At 74.2% G+C, this 23,255-nt stretch carries 19 protein-coding genes and 1 riboswitch; of the genes, 15 read left to right on the forward strand and 4 right to left on the reverse strand.

The features are described from left to right. Positions 1 to 138 precede the first annotated feature (138 nt). The 9 genes from LN251_RS03215 (at position 139) to cobI (ending at position 12,863) form a co-directional block, all read left to right on the forward strand. Positions 139 to 1,383 carry an anion permease gene (locus LN251_RS03215; RefSeq protein WP_458242986.1) on the forward strand — a complete coding sequence of 415 codons (1,245 nt, stop codon included), beginning with the start codon at positions 139 to 141 and terminating at the stop codon, positions 1,381 to 1,383. Positions 1,384 to 1,417: 34 nt separating this feature from the next. Further along, entirely contained in the window at positions 1,418 to 1,645 is a 228-nt protein-coding gene (locus LN251_RS03220) for a hypothetical protein (RefSeq protein WP_383672158.1), read from the forward strand. A 129-nt stretch (positions 1,646 to 1,774) separates the two neighbouring features. Next, a riboswitch (cobalamin riboswitch) is annotated at positions 1,775 to 1,914 on the forward strand. A 101-nt stretch (positions 1,915 to 2,015) separates the two neighbouring features. Next, entirely contained in the window at positions 2,016 to 2,957 is a 942-nt protein-coding gene (locus LN251_RS03225; RefSeq protein ID WP_458242987.1) for a cobalamin biosynthesis protein, read from the forward strand. After that, entirely contained in the window at positions 2,954 to 4,489 is a 1,536-nt protein-coding gene (locus tag LN251_RS03230) for a cobyric acid synthase (RefSeq protein WP_458242988.1), read from the forward strand. Before LN251_RS03225 ends, LN251_RS03230 begins: the two co-directional genes overlap by 4 nt. Beyond that, positions 4,486 to 8,139 carry a cobaltochelatase subunit CobN gene (gene cobN / locus LN251_RS03235; protein WP_458242989.1) on the forward strand — a complete coding sequence of 1,218 codons (3,654 nt, stop codon included), beginning with the start codon at positions 4,486 to 4,488 and terminating at the stop codon, positions 8,137 to 8,139. Before LN251_RS03230 ends, cobN begins: the two co-directional genes overlap by 4 nt. Then, positions 8,136 to 10,124, forward strand: coding sequence for a putative cobaltochelatase (locus LN251_RS03240; RefSeq protein ID WP_458242990.1), 1,989 nt, complete (start codon positions 8,136 to 8,138; stop codon positions 10,122 to 10,124). The genes cobN and LN251_RS03240 overlap by 4 nt, the downstream gene beginning before the upstream one ends. Further along, positions 10,124 to 10,723 (forward strand): cob(I)yrinic acid a,c-diamide adenosyltransferase, encoded by a 600-nt coding sequence (cobO, locus tag LN251_RS03245; protein ID WP_458242991.1) that lies wholly within the window; start codon positions 10,124 to 10,126, stop codon positions 10,721 to 10,723. The genes LN251_RS03240 and cobO overlap by 1 nt, the downstream gene beginning before the upstream one ends. Further along, positions 10,720 to 12,135, forward strand: a complete 1,416-nt coding sequence (locus LN251_RS03250; protein ID WP_458242992.1) for a cobyrinate a,c-diamide synthase — start codon at positions 10,720 to 10,722, stop codon at positions 12,133 to 12,135. Before cobO ends, LN251_RS03250 begins: the two co-directional genes overlap by 4 nt. Then, positions 12,132 to 12,863, forward strand: coding sequence for a precorrin-2 C(20)-methyltransferase (cobI, locus tag LN251_RS03255; protein WP_458242993.1), 732 nt, complete (start codon positions 12,132 to 12,134; stop codon positions 12,861 to 12,863). Before LN251_RS03250 ends, cobI begins: the two co-directional genes overlap by 4 nt. 20 nt (positions 12,864 to 12,883) lie before the next feature. Here the strand turns inward: cobI and LN251_RS03260 are convergent, their stop codons facing one another. Then, positions 12,884 to 13,615: a ZIP family metal transporter gene (locus tag LN251_RS03260; RefSeq protein WP_058926113.1), complete on the reverse strand. Its 732-nt coding sequence runs from the start codon at positions 13,613 to 13,615 to the stop codon at positions 12,884 to 12,886. A gap of 105 nt (positions 13,616 to 13,720) precedes the next feature. Between LN251_RS03260 and cobM the strand changes: the two genes are divergently transcribed. Genes cobM through cobC form a run of 6 tightly spaced genes read left to right on the forward strand, consistent with a single transcriptional unit; the run spans position 13,721 to position 20,023 of the window. Next, positions 13,721 to 14,539: a precorrin-4 C(11)-methyltransferase gene (gene cobM / locus LN251_RS03265; RefSeq protein ID WP_458243256.1), complete on the forward strand. Its 819-nt coding sequence runs from the start codon at positions 13,721 to 13,723 to the stop codon at positions 14,537 to 14,539. Further along, the gene (cbiE, locus tag LN251_RS03270) at positions 14,536 to 15,777 is read left to right on the forward strand and encodes a precorrin-6y C5,15-methyltransferase (decarboxylating) subunit CbiE (protein WP_458242994.1); all 1,242 of its coding nucleotides are present in this window, start codon (positions 14,536 to 14,538) and stop codon (positions 15,775 to 15,777) included. The genes cobM and cbiE overlap by 4 nt, the downstream gene beginning before the upstream one ends. Continuing rightward, entirely contained in the window at positions 15,774 to 17,456 is a 1,683-nt protein-coding gene (gene cobJ / locus LN251_RS03275; RefSeq protein ID WP_458242995.1) for a precorrin-3B C(17)-methyltransferase, read from the forward strand. The genes cbiE and cobJ overlap by 4 nt, the downstream gene beginning before the upstream one ends. Then, positions 17,453 to 18,043, forward strand: a complete 591-nt coding sequence (locus tag LN251_RS03280) for a precorrin-8X methylmutase (protein ID WP_458242996.1) — start codon at positions 17,453 to 17,455, stop codon at positions 18,041 to 18,043. The genes cobJ and LN251_RS03280 overlap by 4 nt, the downstream gene beginning before the upstream one ends. Beyond that, a complete protein-coding gene (locus LN251_RS03285) occupies positions 18,040 to 18,963 on the forward strand; it encodes a sirohydrochlorin chelatase (protein WP_458242997.1) in 924 nt (307 codons plus the stop codon). Before LN251_RS03280 ends, LN251_RS03285 begins: the two co-directional genes overlap by 4 nt. Then, on the forward strand, positions 18,953 to 20,023 hold the full coding sequence (cobC, locus tag LN251_RS03290) for an Rv2231c family pyridoxal phosphate-dependent protein CobC (protein WP_458242998.1): 1,071 nt from the start codon (positions 18,953 to 18,955) through the stop codon (positions 20,021 to 20,023). Before LN251_RS03285 ends, cobC begins: the two co-directional genes overlap by 11 nt. 211 nt (positions 20,024 to 20,234) lie before the next feature. Here cobC and LN251_RS03295 read toward each other — a convergent pair whose 3' ends face one another. The 3 genes from LN251_RS03295 to LN251_RS03305 all read right to left on the reverse strand — a co-directional run bounded on the left by LN251_RS03295 (position 20,235) and on the right by LN251_RS03305 (position 23,192). Then, entirely contained in the window at positions 20,235 to 21,140 is a 906-nt protein-coding gene (locus LN251_RS03295) for an SCO1860 family LAETG-anchored protein (protein ID WP_458242999.1), read from the reverse strand. 144 nt (positions 21,141 to 21,284) lie between these two features. Continuing rightward, complete coding sequence (locus LN251_RS03300) at positions 21,285 to 22,376, reverse strand: amidohydrolase family protein (protein WP_458243000.1); 1,092 nt, start codon at positions 22,374 to 22,376, stop codon at positions 21,285 to 21,287. Between the two features lie 24 nt (positions 22,377 to 22,400). Then, positions 22,401 to 23,192 carry a PIG-L deacetylase family protein gene (locus LN251_RS03305; protein WP_458243001.1) on the reverse strand — a complete coding sequence of 264 codons (792 nt, stop codon included), beginning with the start codon at positions 23,190 to 23,192 and terminating at the stop codon, positions 22,401 to 22,403. Between the last annotated feature and the right edge of the window lie 63 nt (positions 23,193 to 23,255).

Consider the following 23,255-nt stretch of genomic DNA (forward strand, 5'->3'; position numbering starts at 1 on the left):
CCGGTGCCAGGCCGAGCGTGACCGCACGACCCGTGAGGCCCCGTTTCCGACACTCTGATGCCCACCTCAGTTCATCTTCCGTTCACCCAGGTTATTTACGGTCAACCGTCCGATGACTTCGAACGATTGCCTGGGTAAATGGAAAACTTCTCGCTGATCCTCGCGATTGTGGTGGTAACCGCACTCGCGTTCGATTTCACGAACGGTTTTCACGACACCGCCAACGCGATGGCCACCACCATCTCGACCGGTGCACTCAAGCCCAAGGTCGCGGTGGCCATGTCCGCCGTGCTGAACCTTGTGGGCGCTTTCCTCTCGGTGGAGGTCGCCAACACGATCTCCAAGGGTCTCGTCGACGAGACCGGCATCCGTCCCGAGGTCATCTTCGCCGCCCTGGTCGGCGCGATCCTCTGGAACCTGCTGACCTGGCTGGTGGGCCTGCCCTCCAGCTCCTCGCACGCCCTCATGGGCGGTCTGATCGGCGCCACCGTCGCCTCGGCCGGCTTCGGCGCGGTCCACGGCGACGTGCTCGCGACCAAGGTTCTCCTCCCGGCGCTCGCCGCCCCGATCGTGGCCGGTCTGGCCGCGTTCCTCGCGACGCGCTTCTCCTACACCCTGGACAAGAAGGCCGACGGCAAGGCGGCGGCCAAGGGCTACCGCGCCGGGCAGGTCGCCTCGGCCGGCCTGGTCTCCCTGGCGCACGGCACGAACGACGCGCAGAAGACGATGGGCATCATCACCCTCGCCCTGGTCGCCGGCGGTGTCGTCGCCCCCGACGCCGACCCGCCCACCTGGGTCATCCTCTCCGCCGGTCTGGCCATCGCGCTCGGCACCTACATCGGCGGCTGGCGCATCATCCGCACCATGGGCAAGGGCCTGACCGAGCTGCGGCCGCAGCAGGGCTTCGCCGCCCAGACCAGCGCCGCCACGGCGATCCTGGCCTCCTCGCACCTCGGCTTCTCCCTGTCCACCACGCACGTCGTCTCCGGCTCGGTGATGGGCGCGGGTCTGGGCCGCAAGGGCGGTGTGGTGCGCTGGTCGACCGCGACCCGCATGCTGGTCGCCTGGGTCCTCACCCTCCCGGCCGCCGCGCTCGTCGGCGCGGGCGCCGAGTCCGTCACGGACCTCGGTGACTGGGGCACCGCCGTCGTCGCCGTCTTCCTGGTCGCCGCGAGTGCCGCGATCTGGAAGCTCTCGCGCCGCGAGGTCGTCGACGCGTCCAACGTCAACGAGACCGAGGAACCGCCCGGCGTGGTGACCACCGCCATCGCCGCCGTGACCCCGCCGCCCGCGAGCCCGGTCACCGAGGAGCTGACGGCCACCATCTCGGCGCCGGCCACGACCCCGACCACGGAGCCGGCGGCCCCGCCGGCCGCCGTCTGAGTCCCGAGCATCAGGTAACGAAGGAATCAGCAGCATGAAGATCGACTGGGCAGCTCTGGGCTCCGTCTTCGGCGTCAGCCTCGCGGTCACCGTAGGTCTCGTCGCCCTGTTCACCCTCGGCGTGATGGGCCTGTCCCGCAAGGAGCGGGCCGTGGCCGAGGGCAACTCCGCGACCCTCGCGGCGACCGGGGCCTACGTGGCCTTCGCGGGATGCGCGGCGGCCGTCGCGTACGGAATCTCGCTCATCATGAACAAGGCCTGAGAGCCTCGAACGCACCTGTGATGCCGGGACGGTGATCCGTCCCGGCATCACGCGTTCCGGTGACCCCGGCGACCCCCTGCGTGTGGGCCTCAGCACACTCCCGCGCCGCAGGTCAACGGCAAGTTGACTGCCGTTCGGGCGCATGGTGGACTGCCGGAGCCATGTACGGCGGCAAGGGAGGAAGCCGGTGCGATTCCGGCGCGGTCCCGCCACTGTCACCGGGGTAGGTAGCCCCGGGAGCCAGGAACTCCCACCGCCGGTCTCGTCGAACCAGGGCGCGGACACCCTGAGTGAGGACATATCGCCATGCGCGGCTGCCTGTTGAGGTTCACCACCCCCGTCCCGCCCGACCCTTCGGCGGGCTGACCCGGTGCGGGCCGATCGCGTCTTCGCGTACGGCGCCGCCGCCGGACTCCTCGGTGACCAGCTCCTCGGCGATCCCCGCCGCGGGCATCCGGTCGCCGTGTTCGGACGTGCCGCCGGCGCCGTCGAGAGAGTGCTGTGGCGCGACCACCGCGGGTGGGGCGCGCTGCACACCGCCGTGTGCGTGGGCGGCGCCGTGGCCCTCGGTGCCGCGGCGCAGTCGCTCGTACGTCCCTCCCGTGCCGCCTCCGTCGCGCTGACCGCCGCCGCCACCTGGGCCGTGGTCGGCGGTACTTCGCTCGCGCGCGAGGCACGGACCGTCGGGCGGGCCCTGGAGGCGGGGGACGTCGAGGCGGCCCGGGCGCGGCTGCCGCATCTGTGCGGGCGGGACCCGCAGGCGCTGGACGCCGCCGGGATCGCGCGGGCCGTGGTGGAGTCGGTCGCCGAGAACACCTCCGACGCGGTGGTGGGGGCGCTGGTGTGGGGAGCCGTCGGCGGGGTGCCGGGGCTGCTGGGCTTCCGGGCCGTCAACACGCTGGACGCCATGGTCGGGCACAGGTCGGCCCGTTACCGGCGCTACGGCTGGGCCTCGGCGCGCCTGGACGACGTGGCCGGATGGCCGGGTGCCCGGTTGACGGCCGGGCTCGCGACGGTCGCCGGGGGCGATCCGGCGGGCGCGGTGCGGGCCTGGCGCGCCGACGCCGGACGGCACCCGAGCCCCAACGCCGGGCCCGTGGAGGCCTCGTTCGCGGGAGCGCTCGGGGTGCGCCTGGGCGGGACCTTGTCGTACGGAGGGCGGGTCGAGCACCGGCCCGTGCTGAACAGGGAGGGGCGGCCGGTGGAGGTCGGGGACATCGAGCGGGCCGTGCGGCTGTCGCGGCGCGTGGGACTGCTCGCGCTCGGCGTGAGCGTTGCGGCGCGCGCCCTGCTGAAGGGGCGTGCGTCATGAGCGGCGGCGGGCTGCTGGTCGCCGGGACCACCTCCGACGCGGGCAAGAGCGTCGTCACCGCGGGGATCTGCCGCTGGCTGGTGCGACAGGGCGTCAAGGTCGCGCCGTTCAAGGCGCAGAACATGTCGCTGAACTCGTTCGTGACGCGCGAGGGCGCCGAGATCGGGCGGGCGCAGGCCATGCAGGCCCAGGCCTGCCGGATCGAGCCGACCGCGCTGATGAACCCCGTGCTGCTGAAGCCGGGCGGCGAGCAGAGCAGCCAGGTCGTGCTGATGGGCCGGCCCGTGGGCGAGTTGAGCGCGCGGGGGTACCACGGCGGCAGGCAGCAGAAGCTGCTGGGGACCGTGCTGGACTGTCTCGCCGAACTGCGGGGCACGTATGACGCGGTGATCTGCGAGGGGGCGGGCAGTCCTGCCGAGATCAACCTCAGGCGCACGGACATCGTGAACATGGGCATCGCCCGCAATGCCGGGCTGCCCGTGCTGGTGGTCGGGGACATCGACCGCGGGGGTGTCTTCGCCTCCTTCTTCGGGACGGTCGCGCTCCTGTCCCCCGAGGACCAGGCGCTCGTCGCCGGGTTCCTCGTCAACAAGTTCCGCGGCGACGTCGGCCTCCTGGAGCCCGGCCTCGACATGCTGCACGGGCTCACCGGGCGGCGGACGTACGGCGTCCTGCCCTTCCGGCACGGGCTCGGCATCGACGAGGAGGACGGACTGCGCGTGTCCCTGCGCGGGACCGTGCGGGAGTCGAACACCGCCCCGCCGGTGGGCGAGGACGTGCTGCGGGTCGCGGTCTGCGCGATCCCGCTGATGTCCAACTTCACGGACGTCGACGCACTGGCCGCCGAACCGGGCGTCGTCGTGCGGTTCGTGGACCGGCCCGAGGAACTGGCCGACGCGGACCTGGTCGTCATCCCGGGGACCCGCGGGACCGTCCGGGCCCTGGAGTGGCTGCACGAGCGGGGACTCGCCGACGCGCTGCGCCGACGGGCCGCCGAACAGCGCCCGATCCTCGGTGTCTGCGGCGGCTTCCAGGTCCTCGGCGAGCACATCGAGGACGAGGTGGAGAGCCGGCGCGGGCAGGTGACGGGCCTCGGAATCCTGCCCGTGCGGGTGCGGTTCGCCCGTGAGAAGACCCTCACCCGGCCGGTGGGCGAAGCCCTCGGCGAGCGGGTCGAGGGGTACGAGATCCATCACGGGGTCGCCTCCCTGAGCGGAGGGGAGGCGTTCATCTCCGATGACGAAGGACACAGCCTCGACGGCTGCCGGGTCGGCCAGACCTGGGGCACCCACTGGCACGGTTCACTGGAGTCGGACGGCTTCCGGCGCGCCTTCCTGCGCGAGGTGGCGGCCGCCGCGGGCCGCCGTTTCGTGCCGGCCGGCGACACCTCGTTCGCCGCGCTGCGCGAGGAGCAGCTCGACCGGCTCGGCGACCTGATCGAACAGCACGCGGACACGGACGCGCTGTGGCGGCTCATCGAGTCCGGCGCGCCGCAAGGACTGCCTTTCATTCCACCGGGAGCGCCCGCATGAGCACTGTGTTGTTGTTGTCCACCGCCGACACGGACCTGTTGGCGGCGCGGGCCGCGACCGGCGCCGACTACCGGATCGGCAACCCGATGCGGGTGGACGTGGCGGAGGAACTGCCCGCGCTCCTCGACGGCGCCGGCATCGCCGTCGTACGGCTGCTCGGCGGCAAGCGGGCGTGGCAGGACGGGCTCGCCGCGCTGAAGGCGTCCGGCGTTCCGACCGTGCTGCTCGGCGGCGAGGCCGTGCCGGACGCGGAGCTGATGGCCGAGTCGTCCGTGCCGGCGGGTGTGGTCGCCGAGGCGCTGAAGTACCTCGTCGAGGGCGGGCCGGACAACCTGACCGAGCTGGCGCGGTTCCTGTCCGACACCGTGCTGCTGACCGGCGAGGGCTTCGTCGAGCCGCAGAAGATGCCGGAGTACGGCGTCCACGGCTCGTACGAGCGCGTCGACGGCCGCCCGACGGTGGGCGTGCTGTTCTACCGGGCCCACGAACTCAGCGGCAACACCGCCTTCGTGGACACCCTGTGCCAGGCGATCGAGGCGCGCGGCGCCAACGCCCTTCCCGTGTACTGCGGTTCGCTGCGCGACGCGGACCCGGGGCTGTACGAGATCCTCGGCGGGGCCGACGCGCTCGTGGCCACCGTCCTGGCCGCCGGCGGCACGCACGCCTCGCAGGCCTCGGCGGGCGGCGACGAGGAGGCCTGGGACATCGGCGCGCTCGCCGACCTCGACGTACCCGTGCTGCAGGGGCTGTGCCTCACGTCGTCCAGGGCCGCCTGGGAGGAGTCCGACGCGGCCCTCTCCCCCATGGACGCGGCGATGCAGGTCGCGATCCCGGAGTTCGACGGACGGCTGATCACCGTGCCGTTCTCCTTCAAGGAGCAGGGACCGGACGACGTACCCGTGTACGTCGCCGACCCCGAGCGGGCCGCGCGGGTCGCTGGGATCGCCCTACGGCACGCGGCGCTGCAGCACAAGCCGAACGCCGACAAGAAGCTGGCGCTGGTCTTCACGGCGTACCCGACGAAGCACTCACGGGTCGGCAACGCGGTGGGGCTGGACACGCCCGCCTCGGCGGTGCGGGTGCTGGACGCGCTGCGGGAGGCCGGGTACTCGCTCACCGAATACCCCGCCGGCGGCGACGAGTTGATCCACCGGCTGATCGAGGCCGGCGGTCACGACGTGGAGTGGCTGACCGAGGAGCAGCTGGCCGCCGCGCCCGCGCGGGTGCCGCTCGCCGACTACCGGGCCTGGTTCGACAAGCTCGACCCGGAGCTGCGGGACGGGATGCTTCAGGCGTGGGGCGAGCCGCCGGGCTCGCTGTACGTCGACGGGGACGACATCGTGCTGGCGTGCTTGCAGTTCGGGAACGTCGTCGTGATGATCCAGCCGCCGCGCGGCTTCGGCGAGAACCCGATCGCGATCTACCACGACCCCGACATGCCGCCGTCGCACCACTACATGGCCGCCTACCGGTGGCTGGAGAACTCGTTCGGCGCCGACGCCATCGTCCACATGGGCAAGCACGGCACGATGGAGTGGCTGCCCGGCAAGGGGCTCGGGCTCAGCGGGGGCTGCGCGCCGGACGCCGTCCTCGGCGAACTGCCGCTGGTCTACCCGTTCATCGTCAACGACCCGGGCGAGGGCACCCAGGCCAAGCGGCGCGGGCACGCCACGGTCGTCGACCACCTCGTGCCGCCGATGGCCCGCGCGGACACCTACGGCGACCTGGCCAAGCTGGAGCAGCTGCTCGACGAGTACGCGCTCGTCTCCGACCTGGACCCGACCAAGGCGCCCGCCGTACGGGCCCAGATCTGGACGCTGGTGAAGGCGGCCGAGCTCCACCACGACCTGCACGTGGACGAGCAGCCGGACGACGCGGCGTTCGACGAGTTCGTCATGCACATCGACGGCTACCTGTGCGAGATCAAGGACGTGCAGATCAGGGACGGTCTGCACATCCTCGGCGGCGGTCCCGTCGGTGAGCCGCGCGTGAACCTGGTGCTCGCCGTGCTGCGCGCCTCGCAGGTGTGGGGCGGTCGGGCGAACGCGCTGCCGGGGCTGAGGTCCTGCCTCGCGGCCCACTTCGGGCTCGGCGAGAAGGAGCTGCTCGCCGAGCCGGGTGCGCCGGTGAAGGTGCCGGTCGAGCTGACGGATCTCGTCGAGGGGCCCTCCCGTTCGGCCGCGGACGCGATCGACCTGCTGGAGCAGCTGTGCCGGCGGATCGCGGAGGGCATGGAGGAGCGCGGCTGGGCGGCCGCCGAGAGCGGCCCGCTGGTGCGCGAGGTGCTGCGCACCGAACTGCCCGAGGCGGTGGCCGTGTTGGAGTTCGCGTGTACCGAGGTGGTGCCGCGGCTGGCCCGCACCACCGACGAGATCGGCCACATCCTCAAGGCGCTCGACGGCGGTTACGTCCCCGCCGGTCCCTCCGGCTCCCCCACCCGCGGTCTGGTCAACGTCCTGCCGACCGGCCGGAACTTCTACTCCGTCGACCCCAAGGCCATTCCCTCCAGGCTGAGTTGGGAGGTCGGGCAGTCGCTCGCCGACTCGCTCGTCCAGCGCTATCTGCAGGACACCGGCGAGTACCCGAAGTCGGTCGGGCTGACGGTGTGGGGCACGTCCGCGATGCGCACCCAGGGCGACGACATCGCCGAGATCCTGGCGCTGCTGGGCTGCCGGCCGGTGTGGGACGACGCCTCGCGCCGGGTGACCGGCTTCGAGGTGGTCCCCCTCGCCGAACTCGGCAGGCCGCGCGTCGACGTCACCGTCCGCATCTCCGGGTTCTTCCGGGACGCCTTCCCGCACGTGGTCGGGCTGATCGACGACGCCGTGCGCACGGTCGCCGAGCTGGACGAGAGCGCCGAGCACAACTTCGTGAAGGCGCACGCCGACGAGGACACCGCCGCGCACGGCGACCGGCGCCGGGCCACCGCTCGCATCTTCGGCTCCAAGCCGGGCGCGTACGGCGCCGGTCTGCTGCCGCTCATCGACGCCCGCAACTGGCGCTCGGACGCCGACCTCGCCGAGGTGTACGCGGTGTGGGGCGGCTACGCCTACGGACGCGGGCTCGACGGGCGGGCCGCGCGCGGCGACATGGAGACGGCGTTCCGGCGGATCAACGTCGCCGCGAAGAACGTCGACACCCGCGAGCACGACCTCGTCGACGCCGACGACTACTTCCAGTACCACGGCGGCATGGTCGCCATGGTGCGCCATCTGACCGGCGAGAGCCCCGAGGCGTACGTCGGCGACTCCGCCACCCCCGACCAGGTCAAGACGCGCACGCTCGGTGAGGAGACCCACCGCGTCTTCCGCGCCCGCGTGGTCAACCCGCGCTGGATGGCGGCCATGCGCCGGCACGGCTACAAGGGCGCCTTCGAGATGGCGGCGACCGTGGACTACCTCTTCGGGTACGACGCCACGGCCGGGGTCGTCGACGACTGGATGTACGAGAAGCTCAGCGCCGAGTACGTCTTCGCCCCGGAGAACCGGGAGTTCATGAAGCAGTCCAACCCGTGGGCGCTGCGCGGCATCACGGAACGGCTCCTGGAGGCGGCCGAGCGCGGGCTGTGGGCCGAGCCGGACGCCGAGACGCTGGAGCGGCTGCGCGCGACCTATCTGGAGCTGGAAGGCGACCTGGAGGGCGACCAGTGACCACCCCCTTTCCCTTTACCGCCGTCGTCGGTCAGGACGACCTGCGCCTGGCGCTGCTGCTGAACGCCGTCTCCCCGGCGGTCGGCGGTGTGCTGGTGCGCGGTGAGAAGGGCACCGCCAAGTCGACGGCCGTGCGGGCCCTTTCGGCGCTGCTGCCCGAGGTGGCCGTCGTGCCCGGCTGCCGTTTCTCCTGCGACCCGGCGGCGCCGGACCCGTCCTGCCCGGACGGACCGCACGAGCCGGGTGCGGGGACCCGGCGCCCGGCCCGGATGGTGGAGCTGCCGGTCGGCGCCTCCGAGGACCGTCTCGTCGGCGCCCTCGACATCGAACGGGCGCTCGCGGAGGGCGTGAAGGCCTTCGAGCCCGGCCTGCTCGCCGACGCCCACCGCGGGATCCTCTACGTCGACGAGGTCAACCTCCTCCACGACCACCTGGTCGACCTGCTGCTGGACGCGGCCGCGATGGGCGCGTCGTACGTGGAGCGCGAGGGTGTGTCGGTCCGGCACGCCGCCCGCTTCCTCCTCGTGGGCACCATGAACCCCGAAGAGGGCGAGCTGCGGCCGCAGTTGCTCGACCGCTTCGGGCTGACCGTCGAGGTCGCGGCCTCGCGGGAGCCGGACCAGCGGGTGGAGGTGGTCCGGCGCAGGCTCGCCTACGACGACGACCCGGCCGACTTCGCCGCGCGCTGGGCGGACGAGGAGTCCTCCGTACGTCAGCGGATCGTCGCAGCGCGCGAGTTGCTGCCGTCGGTGCGGCTGGGCGACGGGGCGCTGCGGCAGATCGCGGCGACCTGTGCCGCCTTCGAGGTGGACGGCATGCGGGCCGACATCGTGATGGCGCGCACCGCGTCCGCGCTCGCCGCGTGGGCGGGGCGGACGGACGTGCTGGCCGAGGACGTGCGGCAGGCGGCGCTGCTCGCGCTGCCGCACCGCAGGCGCCGCAACCCCTTCGACGCGCCCGGCCTGGACGAGGACAAGCTGGACCAGACGCTGGAGGAGTTCGGCGAGGAGGACGACGATCCCGACCCCGAGGGCGGCGGACCCGGCGGGGGCGGCGGGCAGCCGTCGCCGGACGCCGGACCGCAGGACGGGGACACGGGCGCCCGCCCGGAGTCCGGTGAGGAGGAGGGCGCGCCGCAGGCCTCCGGGGGCGGCGAGCAGTCCGCCGTGCGGGCCGCGGAGCCTTTTCGCACCAAGGTGCTGAGCGTGCCCGGGATCGGTGAGGGCGCAGCGGGGCGGCGGTCGCGGGCGCGGACCGAGCACGGGCGTACGACCGGGGCCCGGCGGCCCCGAGGGGCGCTCACCAAGCTGCACCTGGCGGCGACCGTGCAGGCCGCGGCGCCGCACCAGCGGGCGCGGGGGCGGTCCGGGCCGGGTCTCGTGGTCCGGCGGGACGATCTGCGGCAGGCGACGCGGGAGGGGCGCGAGGGCAACCTGGTGCTGTTCGTGGTCGACGCCTCCGGGTCGATGGCGGCGCGGGCGCGGATGAGCGCCGTGAAGGGCGCCGTGCTGTCGCTGCTGCTGGACGCCTACCAGCGGCGCGACAAGGTGGGGCTGGTGACGTTCCGCGGGGCGGCCGCGGACGTGGCGCTGCCGCCGACCTCGTCGGTGGACGCGGCGGCGGCCCGGCTGGAGTCGCTGCCCACCGGCGGGCGGACGCCGCTCGCCGCGGGGCTGCTGAAGGCCCATGACGTGCTGCGGGTGGAGCGGCTGCGGGACCCCGCGCGCCGGCCGCTGGTGGTCCTGGTCACCGACGGGCGGGCCACGGGCGGCCCCGAGCCGGTCGCCCTCGCCGGGCGGGCCGCGCGGCTGTTCGCCGCCGACGGGGTGGCCTCCGTGGTCGTCGACTGCGAGTCCGGGCCGGTGCGGCTGGGGCTCGCCGGTCAGCTCGCGGGCGAGCTGGGCGGGACGGCGGTGACGCTCGACGAACTGCGGGCGGACAGCATCGCCGGGCTGGTGAAGGACGTACAGAGGAGGGCCGCGTAATGCCGCAGGGACAGCCGAGTGTGGTACCGGACGACGGGCTGACTACACGTCAGCGCCGCAACCGGCCGCTGGTCGTCGTGCACACGGGGATCGGCAAGGGCAAGTCGACCGCCGCGTTCGGGCTCGCGCTGCGCGCCTGGAACCAGGGCTGGCCGATCGGGGTGTTCCAGTTCGTGAAGTCGGCCAAGTGGAAGGTCGGCGAGGAGAACGCGCTGCGGGTGCTCGGCGCCAGCGGCGAGGGCGGAACCGTCGACTGGCACAAGATGGGCGAGGGCTGGTCCTGGGTCCAGCGGGACGCCCAGATGGACAACGAGGAGAAGGCCCGCGAGGGCTGGGAGCAGGTCAAACGGGACCTGGCCGCCGAGACGTACCGGCTGTACGTGCTCGACGAGTTCGCCTACCCCATGCACTGGGGGTGGGTCGACACCGACGAGGTGATCGAGGTGCTGCGGGAGCGGCCCGGGATCCAGCACGTCGTGATCACCGGGCGCAACGCGCCGGAGAAGCTGGTCGGGTTCGCCGATCTCGTGACCGACATGTCGAAGGTCAAGCACCCGATGGACGCGGGCCAGAAGGGCCAGAGGGGCATCGAGTGGTGACAGGTTCCGTTCCGCGGCTGGTCATTGCCGCGCCCTCCTCGGGCAGCGGCAAGACCACCGTCGCCACGGGGTTGATGGCCGCGTTCGCCGCGCGGGGGCTCGCCGTGTCCCCGCACAAGGTCGGGCCAGACTACATCGACCCCGGGTACCACGCGCTCGCGACCGGGCGGGTGGGGCGGAACCTGGACGCGTACCTGTGCGGGCCCGAGCTGGTCGGCCCGCTGTTCGCGCACGGCGCCCAGGGGTGCGACCTCGCGGTCGTCGAGGGTGTCATGGGAATGTTCGACGGGGCCGCGGGCGAAGGCGAGTTGGCGTCCACGGCCCATGTCGCCAAGCTGCTGCGGGCGCCGGTGGTGCTGGTGGTCGACGCGTCCTCGCAGTCGCGGTCGGTGGCGGCCCTGGTGCACGGGTTCGCGTCGTGGGACCCGCAGGTGCGGATCGGCGGCGTGATCCTGAACAAGGTGGCCTCCGACCGGCACGAGGCCCTGCTGCGGGAGGCCCTGGACTCGGCCGGGGTGCCGGTGCTGGGGGTGCTGCGGCGGGCCGCGCAGGTGGAGACGCCGTCACGGCACCTGGGGCTGGTGCCGGTCGCCGAGCGGGGTGCGGCCGCGGTGGAGGCCGTGACGGCGATGGGGGCGCAGGTGACAGCCGGGTGCGACCTCGACGCGCTGTTGGCGCTGGCGCGCGGTGCGGGTGCCTTGTCGTGTGCGGCGTGGGATGCGGCTGAGGTTCTGGGGGCTGCGCCCCCAGGCCCCCATCGGCCCGAAGGGGCTCGTCCTCAATCTCCCCCGGAGGGGGTGCCCCCAGACGGGCTGAGGGTTGCCGTGGCCGGCGGTAGTGCTTTCACGTTCTCCTACGCCGAGCACACCGAGTTGCTCGCCGCCGCCGGTGCCGAGGTCGTCACGTTCGACCCGCTGCGGGACGAGCAACTGCCTGACGGAACGAGCGGGTTGGTCATCGGGGGCGGGTTCCCCGAGGTGTACGCCGCCGAGCTGTCCGCCAACGAACCCTTGCGGAAGGCCGTCGCCGACCTCGCCGTGAGCGGGGCGCCCGTCGCCGCCGAGTGTGCCGGGTTGCTGTATCTGTCCCGGGAGCTGGACGGGCTGCCGATGTGCGGGGTGCTGGACGCGACCGCGCGGATGAGCGAGCGGCTGACCCTCGGCTACCGCGACGCCGTGGCCGTGAGCGACAGTGCGCTGGCCGTCGCCGGGACGCGGATGCGGGGGCACGAGTTCCACCGGACCGTCGTGGAGCCGGGCGCGGGGGCGGCTCCGGCGTGGGGGGTGCGCGCCCCGGAGCGGCGCGTCGAGGGTTTCGTACAACAAGGTGTGCACGCCAGTTATCTGCACACGCACTGGGCGTCGCGGCCCGGTGTCGCCCGTCGGTTCGTGGAGAGGTGCCGGACGTCATGAGCAGGAAGCTGACCGGAGTGGGAGTGGGGCCCGGCGACCCCGAGCTGGTGACCGTCAAGGGCGTCAACGCGCTGCGGGCCGCCGGTGTGGTCGTCGTGCCCGTCATGGACACCGGGGAGCGCGGGCGCGCCGAGGCGACCGTGCTGCACTACGTGCCCGAGGAGAAGGTCGTACGGGTCGTGTTCGCACTGAACGAGCGCAGCGACCGGGGACGGCGGGAGGCCGCCTGGGACGCGGCCGGGGAGCGGGTCGCCCGGCTCCTGCGGGAGCGCGGGAGCGTCGCCTTCGCCACCATCGGCGACCCCAACGTGTACTCCACCTTCACCTACCTCGCGCAGACCGTCGCCGCGCTGGTTCCGGGGACCGTGGTGGAGACCGTGCCCGGGATCACCGCCATGCAGGACCTGGCGGCCCGGTCGGGGGCCGTGCTGACCGAGGGCACCGAGCCGCTGACCCTGGTCCCCGTCACCGCGGGGGCGGCCGTCCTCAAGGACGCCCTGAACGGGCCCGGAACCGTCGTCGCCTACAAGTTCGGCCGGCACGCCGCCGAGGTCGCCGAGGTGCTGCGGGAGACCGGGCGGCTGGAGGGCGCGGTGTGGGGGGCGGCGCTCGGGCTGGAGAGCGAGTCGATCCGGGCGGCCGCCGACCTCGACGGGGCCCCGCTGCCGTACCTGTCGACGCTCATCGCGCCCGCCCGGCGCGAGGGCGGGCGGGGCGGCAAGCTGTGAGACCGCGCCCGGGGCCCGGCTCAGCCGGCGAGCCCGACCACCAGCCAGATGAACAGCGCGCCCGCCACCGTGAACAGCAGGGTGGAGCGGGCGGGGTGTTCGTGGTGCGCCTCGGGGAGGATCTCGGCGGCGGCGAGGTAGAGCAGCACGCCGCCGAACAGGCCCAGATAGCCGCCGAGCAGGCTCTCGGGAATGGACACGTAGGCCGTGGAGGCCGCGCCGACCACCGGGGCCGCCGCGTCCGCGAACAGCATGGTCAGCGCCTTGCGGCGGTCGTTCCCGTACAGGCTCGTGATCGTGTACGTGTTGAAGCCGTCCGCGAAGTCGTGGGCGATCACGGCGAGCGCGACCGCCGCGCCCATGCCGCCGCCGACCTGGAAGGCCGCGCCGATCGCGACACCGTCCATCGCGCTGTGGCCGACCATGGCGGCCGCCGCCGTCAGGCCCACCTCGGGCGCCCGGTGGTCGTGCGCCTCGTCGCCGCCGTGGGACGCCTGGCGGTGGGCGAGGGTGCGCTCCACCAGATGGGCCAGCAGGAAGCCGGCCACGAACAGCAGCAGGGCCGCGGGCACGCCGAAGACCTCGTCGCCCGCCGCCCGCAGCGCCTCCGGCAGCAGGTCCAGGCCGACCACGCCCAGCATCAGTCCACCGGCCAGTCCCAGGACGAGATGGCGACGGTCGGTGACCCGCTGTGCCGTCCATCCGCCGACCAGCGTCATCAGGAACGCGCACAGCGCGACGAAGACCGCCATGGGGCCTTGTTATCCGATCAACCGTCGTTTGCGCACATCGTGTGGCCTCGACGACCCCTCACGTAAGACGTTTTGTACGAGTTGTTCATGAGAGGACCGATTTTCATGGCCGATGCCTCCACCGGCAAGGTGACCTTCGTCGGTGCCGGCCCCGGCGCCGCCGACCTGCTGACGTTCCGTGCCGCGCGCGCCATCGCCGAGGCCGACGTCGTGATCTGGGCGGCGAGCCTGGTGCAGGCGGAGGTCCTCGAGCACGCGCGCGAGGGCGCGCAGATCCTGGACTCGGCGACCATGTCCCTGGAGGACGTCGTCGCCGTCTACGAGCGGGCGCGGGCCGAGGGGCTGCGCGTGGCCCGTATCCACTCCGGCGACCCGGCCCTGTGGGGCGGCACGCAGGAGCAGCTCGACCGGTGCGCCGCGCTCGGCATCGCCACCGAGGTCGTCCCCGGCGTCTCGGCGTTCTCCGCCGTCGCCGCCCTCGCGCAGCGCGAGCTGACCATCCCCGAGGTGGCGCAGTCGGTGATCCTCACCCGGCTCGGCGGCGGCAAGACGCCGATGCCGCCCGGCGAGGAGGTCCGGGAGTTCGCCCGGCACGGCACCACCATGGCGCTGTTCCTGTCGGCCGCCCGCAGCGGGCAGCTGGTGCGGGAGCTGCTGGAGGGCGGCTACCCGACGTCCACGCCGGTCGTCGTCGCCTACCAGGCGACCTGGCCGGAGGAGCTGCTGGTGCGCTGCACCATCGGCACCCTGGAGGAGACGGTCAAGGAGCACAAGCTCTGGAAGCACACCCTGTTCCTGGTCGGCCCGGCACTGGACGCCGAGGGCACCCGCTCGCACCTGTACCACCCCGGTCACTTCCACGGCTTCCGCAAGGCCGACCCGGAGGCCCGCCGGGCCCTGCGCGAGCGCGGGGCGAGTACATGAGCGGCCCGATCACGGTCGTCGGCACGGGGACGGGCGCGCCGGTCCCCGCCGAGGCGCTGGCCGGCGCCGGGCTGGTCGTCGGCGGGCGGCGCCATCTGGCCGCCGCCTTGGTGCCGCCGGACGCCGAGCAGGTCGTCCTCGGTCCCCTGGCGCCCGCCCTGGACGCCGTCGAGCGGCATCTGGAGAAGGGGGCCCGGGTGGTGGTGCTGGCCTCCGGCGACCCCGGGTTCTTCGGGATCGTGCGGGTGCTGGCCGAGCGGTTCGGGTCCGGGCGGCTGGACGTGCGGCCGGGGGTGTCGTCCGTCGCCGCCGCGTTCGCGCGGGCCGGGCTGACGTGGGACGACGCGGTCGTCGTCAGCGCGCACGGCCGGGACGTGCGGACGGCGGTGAACGTGTGCCGGGCGCGGCCGAAGGTGGCGGTGCTGACCGGTCCGGGCGGCGGGCCCGCCGAGCTGGGGGCCGGACTGCGCGGTACCGCCCGGGTCCTGGTCGTCGCCTCCGCGCTCGGCTCCGGGGCCGAGCGGGTGGAGCGGGTGACGCCCGCCGAGGCCGCGGACCGCGACTGGGGACCGGACGTCAGCGTGGTGCTGTGCCTCGACGAGACACGCGCGACGGGCGAGGTGCGGACGGTTGCCGGTGCACCGGCCGGGCCCGCGTCGTGGGCCCTGGACGAGAACGCGTTCGCGCACCGGGACTCGATGATCACCAAGTTCGAGGTACGGGCCCTGGCGCTCGCCCGGCTCGGGCCGCGCCTCGGCGACCTGGTGTGGGACGTCGGCGCGGGCTCCGGCTCGGTGGCCGTCGAGTGCGCCCGGTTCGGGGCCGCCGTCACCGCGGTGGAGAAGACCCCGGACGGCGTGGAGCGGATCCGGGCCAACGCCGCCGCCCACGGCGTGGACGTCCAGGTCGTGCACGGCACGGCGCCGGACGCCCTGTCCGGACTCGACGACCCGGACGCCGTGTTCGTCGGGGGTGGTGGAGCCGGCCTGCCCGCCGTCGTCGCCGCCTGCGCCCGGCGCGCCCGGCGGACGGTCGTGGTCGCCATGGCCGCGCTGGACCGCGTACCTGCCGCGCGCGCGGCGCTGACCGGCGCCGGGTTCGCCTGCGACGGCGTGCTGCTGCAGTCGTCGCGGCTCGCCCCGTTGCCGGGAGACGTCACCCGGCTCGCGGCGACCAACCCCGTGTTTCTGCTGTGGGGGTCCAGAACCCCCGTGTCTGACGAAGGAGTTGCCCAGTGATCGGCCTCATTTCCGCCACCGCGGCGGGGGCGGCGGCACGCGACCGGCTGGCCGCTGCCTGGCCGGACCGCACGCGCGTGTACGAGGGTCCCGTCGGGGACGCCGTACGGGCCGCGTTCGCGGAGTGCGAGCAGCTCGTGTGCTTCCTGGCCACCGGAGCGGTCGTCCGGCTGATCGCACCGCTGCTGGGCGACAAGAACGCCGACCCCGGTGTGGTGTGCGTCGACGAGGGCGGCCGGTTCGCCGTGTCGCTGGTCGGCGGCCACGGCGGCGGCGCCAACGAACTCGCCCGCGAGGTGGGCGAGTTGCTGGGTGCCGAGCCGGTGGTGACCACGGCGACGGACGCGGTCGGGCTCGCGGGTCTGGACACGCTCGGACTGCCGGTCGAGGGAGCCGTCGCGGCCGTGTCGCGGGCCCTGCTCGACGGCGAACCCGTCGCCCTGGACGCCGAGTTGGGCTGGCCGCTGCCCGCGCTGCCGGTCGCTGCGCAGGGCGCGTACACGATCCGGGTGACCGACCGGGCCGTCGAGCCCGGCGAGCGCGAGGTCGTCCTGCGTCCGCCCTCCCTGGTCGTCGGCGTCGGCGCCTCCAAGGGAGCGCCGGTCGAGGAGGTCCTGGAGCTCGTGGAGGGCGCGTTGCGGGACGCGGGCCTCTCCCCCGCCTCGCTCGCCGAACTGGCCACCGTCGACGCCAAGGCCGACGAGCCGGGGATCGTGCGGGCGGCCGAGCGGCTGGGCGTGCCCCTGGTGACGTACCCGGCCGAGGAGTTGGCGGCGGTCGACGTGCCCAACCCCTCCGAGGCGCCCCTCGCCGCCGTCGGCACGCCGTCGGTCGCCGAGGCGGCGGCCCTCGTCCGGGGCGGCGAACTCCTCGTCCCCAAGCGGAAGTCCGCGGCGAGCCCGGCGATGGCGACCTGCGCGGTCGTACGGCGGCCCGCGCGCGGCCGGCTCGCGGTCGTGGGGCTCGGCCCCGGCGCCCGCGACCTGCTCACCCCGCGGGCCGAGGCCGAGCTGCGGCGCGCCTCCGTGCTCGTCGGGCTCGACCAGTACGTCGACCAGATCCGCGACCTGCTGCGGCCCGGCACCCGGATCCTGGAGTCGGGGCTGGGCGCCGAGGAGGAGCGGGCGCGTACCGCGGTCGCCGAGGCCCGCAAGGGGCAGGCCGTCGCGCTGATCGGCAGCGGGGACGCCGGCGTCTACGCCATGGCCTCGCCCGCGCTGGCCGAGGCGTCGGACGACATCGACGTGGTCGGCGTGCCCGGCGTCACCGCCGCGCTCGCGGCCGGCGCGCTCCTCGGGGCGCCCCTCGGCCACGACCACGTGTCCATCAGCCTCTCCGACCTGCACACCCCCTGGGAGGTCATCGAGCGGCGGGTGCGGGCGGCGGCCGAGGCGGACCTGGTGGTCACCTTCTACAACCCGCGCTCGCGCGGCCGGGACTGGCAGCTGCCGAAGGCGCTGGCGATCCTCGCCGGGCACCGCGAGCCGGCGACGCCGGTCGGCGTCGTGCGCAACGCCTCCCGCCCCGACGAGGCCGCGCGGGTGACGACGCTCGCCGGACTCGACCCGGCCACGGTCGACATGATGACGGTCGTGACCGTGGGCAACACGGCGACCCGCGAGATCGCGGGACGCATGGTGACGCCGCGCGGCTACCGCTGGCAGGAGGAGCCGAAGTGAACCGTGTGATCCACCCGATCGAGGTGGAGTCCTACCGGCGGATGCGGGCCCGCCTGGACACCTCGCACTTCCCGCCGCTGACCCGGGCCGTGGTCGAGCGGGTCGTCCACTCCGCCGCCGACCTCGACTACGCCGGCGATCTCGTCATGGACGAGGGCGAGTTGACGAAGGCCCACGCGGCCCTGCACGCCGGCGCTCCGGTGGTCGTCGACGTCGAGATGGTGGCGGCCGGGATCACCCGGCGCGCGACCGTGTGCCGGCTGAAGGACGCCGTCGCCGGGCCGGGGCTGACCCGCTCGGCGCACGCGATCCGGCTCGCCCACGAGCAGGTCGGCCCGGGCGCGATCTGGGTGATCGGCAACGCGCCGACCGCGCTGGAGGAGCTGCTGACCCTGGACGCCGACCCGGCGCTCGTCATCGGACTGCCCGTCGGCTTCGTCGGCGCGGTCGAGTCCAAGGCCGCCCTGCGCGCGAGCGGGCTGCCCGCCGTGAGCAACGTGTCCGAGAAGGGCGGTTCGGCGGTCGCCTCCGCCGCGCTCAACGCCCTGCTGTACCACCCCACTTCACCGTCCGAGGAGACATCGTGACCACCCCGCCGCCCGCCCTGCTCATCGCCGGCCACGGCACCCGGGACGAGGCCGGGGCCGAGGCGTTCCGCGACTTCGTGCGGGAGCTCGGCCGCCGCCACCCCGAACTGCCCGTCGCCGGCGGCTTCATCGAGCTGTCGCCGCCGCCGCTGGGCGACGCGGTCGCCGACCTGGTGGAGCGCGGTGTGCGCCGGTTCGCCGCCGTCCCGCTGATGCTGGTGTCCGCCGGTCACGCCAAGGGGGACATCCCGGCGGCGCTGTCCCGCGAGAAGGAACGGCACCCGGGGATCTCGTACACCTACGGCCGGCCCCTGGGCCCGCACCCGGCGCTGCTGTCGATCCTGGAGCGGCGGCTGGACGAGGCGCTGGGCGGCCCGAGCACCCCCGAGGAGCGGGCGGACGTCACCGTGCTGCTGGTCGGGCGCGGCTCCACCGACCCCGACGCCAACGCCGAGGTGCACAAGGCGGCCCGGCTGCTGTGGGAGGGCCGCGGCTACGCGGGCGTGGAGACGGCGTTCGTGTCGCTGGCGGCGCCGGACGTGCCCGGCGGTCTCGACCGGTGCCTGAAGCTCGGGGCCCGCCGGATCGTCGTGCTGCCCTACTTCCTGTTCACCGGCATCCTGCCGGACCGGGTGAAGGAGCAGACCGGGGCCTGGGCGGCCGCGCACCCGGAGACGGAGGTGCTCTCGGCCGAGGTCATCGGCCCGGAGCCGGAGCTCCTCGACCTCGTCATGGAGCGGTACCGGGAGGCCGTGCGGGGCGATCTGCGCATGAACTGCGACTCGTGCGTGTACCGCATCGCGCTGCCCGGCTTCGAGGACAAGGTAGGGCAGCCGCAGCAGCCGCACTTCCACCCGGACGACGACGGCCACCATCACCACCACGGGCACCCTCACGGCGGACACGCCCATGCGCACTGAGGACGGCGCCGGGCACGATCTGCGGCACCACGGCGACGCCGAGGTGCGCGACGACGGGGCCGCACTGGTCGACCTCGCCGTCAACGTCCGCGCGGACACTCCCCCGGCCTGGCTGCGGGAGCGGATCGCCGGGTCGCTGGACTCGCTCGCGGCCTACCCCGACGGGCGGGCCGCCCGGGCGGCGGTGGCGGCCCGGCACGGGCTGCCGGTGGAGCGGGTGCTGCTCACCGCGGGCGCCGCGGAGGCGTTCGTGCTGCTGGCGCGCGCCCTGAAGGTGCGCCGGCCCGTCGTGGTGCACCCGCAGTTCACCGAGCCGGAGGCGGCGCTGCGGGACGCCGGACACACGGTGGACCGGGTGCTGCTGCGCGAGGAGGACGGCTTCCGGCTCGATCCGGCCGCCGTCCCGGAGGACGCCGAGCTGGTCGTGATCGGCAACCCGACCAACCCCACGTCGGTCCTCCACCCGGCCGCCTCCGTCGCCGCACTTGCCCGCCCGGGGCGGACGCTGGTGGTGGACGAGGCGTTCATGGACGCGGTGCCGGGCGAGCGGGAGACGCTGGCGGGCCGGACGGACGTGCCCGGCCTCGTCGTTCTGCGCAGCCTCACCAAGACCTGGGGTCTGGCGGGGCTGCGCATCGGCTACGTCCTCGCCGCGCCGCAGACGATCGCCGACCTGGAGCGGGCGCAGCCGCTGTGGCCGGTCTCCACCCCGGCGCTGGCCGCCGCCGAGGCCTGCGTGGGCTCGCAGGCCCTCGCGGAAGCCGCCCACGCCGCCCACCGGATCGCCGCCGACCGGGCTCATCTCGTCGCGGGACTGCGCGAGTTCGCCGCGGACGGGCTGCGGGTGGCGGAGCCCGCCGAGGGCCCCTTCGTCCTCGTCCGGCTGCCGCGGGCGCGGGCCGTCCGCGGCCACCTGCGCGACCTGGGCTTCGCCGTGCGACGGGGCGACACCTTCCCGGGACTCGACGAGGAGTGGCTGCGCCTGGCGGTACGCGACCGGACCACGGTCAACTCCTTCCTCCAGGCCCTGGACCGCGCGATGACCCTGGCGACTCCCTGAGACCCACGGGGCACGGCAGGCGTGCCGCACGGGCCGGTTGTGGGGAAGGTCCCGGCGGACGGCTCCGGCGAACCGGGCGGGAGTGGCCGCGGTCTGCGGGGCGGGACCGGGCCACGATGCGCTCCGACGCCGGCGCCCGCCGAACCCGGGGGGCACCGCCGGCGTCACCGGTGGCCGTGCCCCGTGGGCCCGTTGAGGGACGGACGCAGGGTCAGTTGCGGCCTCGGCGGGCCAGTGCCAGCGCGCCGCCGCCCGCCAGGACCAGGGCGAGCGCGCCGCCCGCGAGGTACGGCGTCACGGAGTTGCCGCCGGTCTCCGCGAGGTCGGCCTCCTCGCCGGGTGCGCCCTGCGGCTCGACGTCGCCGGAGGGTGCCGTGCTCGGTTGCGCGGCCGCTGCGGCGGGGGCCTCGCAGGTCGCCTTCGCCAGGGTGAGGGTGCCCTCGACCTCGGCCACGTTGAGCTTCAACGGGTTGACGGAGACCTTCAGTTCCAGGGCGGTGGCCGCGGCCGTGCGCGAGGTGGTCTCCCTCTGGGACAGGTCCAGGCGGACCTCGCCGATGCCGGGCACCTTGACGTCGGTCGTGCCGCCGGTGGTGACGGTGACCTTCTTGCCGAGGACGGTGACCCCGCCGAGCAGGTTGGACTCGGCGACCGGGGCCCTGCCGGCCGCGCAGGTCGCCTTCGAGGTGACCTGGCCGATCTCGACGAGGGACAGCAGGGGCAGCCCGGGGACGTGCAGTCTGGCGTGGGCGAGGCGGGTGTAGCCCTCGGTCTTGGCGTTGGTGACGGTCGCCTTCGCGGTCGCCACCTCGGCGGCCAGGACGTTGAACGGCTTGCCGCCGTTCACGCCGTCCAGGGTCGCGGTGAGCGCGGTCTTCTCCGCGCTCTGCGGCGCCTGGACCTCGTTGAGCGAGACCGCGAGGGGGACGTTCACGGTCTTGTCGAGCAGCGACACGTCGAGCCCGGTGCGCAGGACGACGGCGCTCGCGCGCCCCTGGTCGCCGGTGGCGTGCGCGGTGCCCGCGGCGGCGAGGGCCGCGGGACCGGCGGCCAGGGCCGTCGCCGTCGCGACGGTCGCGAGACGGCGTGCGGGCATGCGGAAGTTCTTGCCGTTCAAGGTGGGGACCCCTCAGAGAGACTTGCTCGGGACCCGCCAAGAATTACGCACTACGGGTGAACTGGCGGCCGTCCGCCGCCAGTTCACCCCATCGTGCATTCGACGTGAATGTTTTCGAATCACCGGGCACAGGCGTTGCACGCGTCAGCCGACGACCCGCCCGTTCAGCACGATCCGGCGTGGTGCCGCCAGTACCCGTACGTCGGCCCGCGGATCGTCCTCGTACACGACGAGGTCCGCCGCCGCGCCCTCCTCCAGCCCCGGCCGGCCGAGCCACTTCCGCGCCCCCCAGGTGGTGGCCGACAGGGCCTCGACGGCGGGGATGCCCGCGGTGACCAGCTCGGCGACCTCGCCCGCCACCAGACCGTGGGCGAGGTGGCCGCCCGCGTCGGTGCCGACGAACACCGGGATACCGGCGTCATAGGCGGCCCGCACGGTGTCGTAGCGGCGCTCGTGCAGCCGGCGCATGTGCTCGGCCCACTCGGGGTACTTGCGCTCGCCGCCCGCCGCGAGCTCGGGGAACGTGGCGATGTTGACGAGGGTGGGGACGATGGCGACGCCGCGCTCGGCGAAGAGCGGGATCAGGTCGTCGGTCAGTCCGGTGGCGTGCTCGATGCAGTCGATGCCGGCCTCGACCAGGTCCTTCAGGGAGTTCTCGGCGAAGCAGTGCGCGGTGACGCGGGCGCCGAGCCGGTGGGCCTCGGCGATGGCGGCCTCGACGGCGTCCCGCGGCCAGCTGGGCGCCAGGTCGCCGAGGCCGCGGTCGATCCAGTCGCCGACCAGTTTGACCCAGCCGTCGCCGCGCCGGGCCTCCCGGGCGACGTACTCGACCAGGTCCTCCGGCTCGATCTCGTGGGCGTAGCCGCGCATGTAGCGGCCGGTGCGGGCGATGTGCCGGCCGGCCCGGACGATCTTCGGCAGGTCCTCGCGGTCGTCGACCCAGCGGGTGTCCGAGGGGGAGCCGGCGTCGCGGATGAGCAGGGTGCCCGCGTCCCGGTCGGTCAGGGCCTGCTTCTCGGCCACGTCCTCGGGCACCGGGCCGTGCGGTCCGAGCCCGACATGGCAGTGGGCGTCGACGAGGCCGGGCAGGGCCCAGCCCTCGACGGTCCTCACGTCACGGGCGCCCGCGGGACGGTCGTAGGAGATCAGGCCGTCGATCACCCACAGTTCGTCCCGGACGTCCTCGGCCCCGGCCAGGATCCGGCCCTTCACGTGCAGCACCGCGTGTTCGCTCATGTCCCGCACCTTAGGCGGTGGCCGTCACCGCTCCCAGGGCGGCGACCCCTCGAAGGCCAGGGTGTACACGTCGAACAGGACGGCGGCCTCGACGCCGAGCGCGGGGCCACCCTGGCGGGCCACCCAGGTCAGGAAGGGCCGGGGCTCGAAGCCCGCCGCGCCGAGGCCCTTCGTGTACTCGGCGTGGGCGGCCAGGGAGGCGATGCCCCGCTCCAGCGGCTCGCCGGAGACGTCCACGCCGTGGGTGGGGCGCTCGGCGCCGGCGAAGCACACGAAGCGGACGCCGCCCCAGGGTTCGAGGCCCTCGTCGGCGAGTTCGGGGAAGATCCAGCGGTTGCCCGCGTCCCGGGCCGCGTCGAGCGCGGCGAGGCCCACCGCGCGGTGGTCGGCCTGGTTGACCATGCCGCCGATCATGCGCACGGTACGAGCGCCGGTGACCAGCGCCTCGGGCCGGTGCCGGCGGATCGACCGGACGATGTCGCGGCGCAGGGCGGGGCCGTACTCGACGGTCCCGTCCCGGTGGTCGAGGAACTCGACCGTCTCCACGCCCACCTCGCGGGCTCCGGCCCGCTCCTCCGCCTCGCGCAGCGGCCCGGCCTCGTCGGGGTGGAGTGCGTCGATGCCCGCCTCGCCGCGGGTGGCCAGCAGGTACGTCACCCGCTTGCCCTGCGCCGTCCAGCGGGCCACGGCCGAGGCCGTTCCGTACTCGATGTCGTCCGGGTGGGCGGCCACGGCCAGGCAGCGCTCCCAGTCCTCCGGCAGGGCGGGCAGGGGCGTGCCGGGGCCGAAGCCGGCCGGCTCGTCGTGAGTCGTCATGGCCCGAATGATGACGGTTCCGGCCGTGTGGGCGACAGGGGAATGTATGTCCCCGTTTCGTAT

The organism is Streptomyces sp. MAI_2237, from assembly GCF_054189285.1.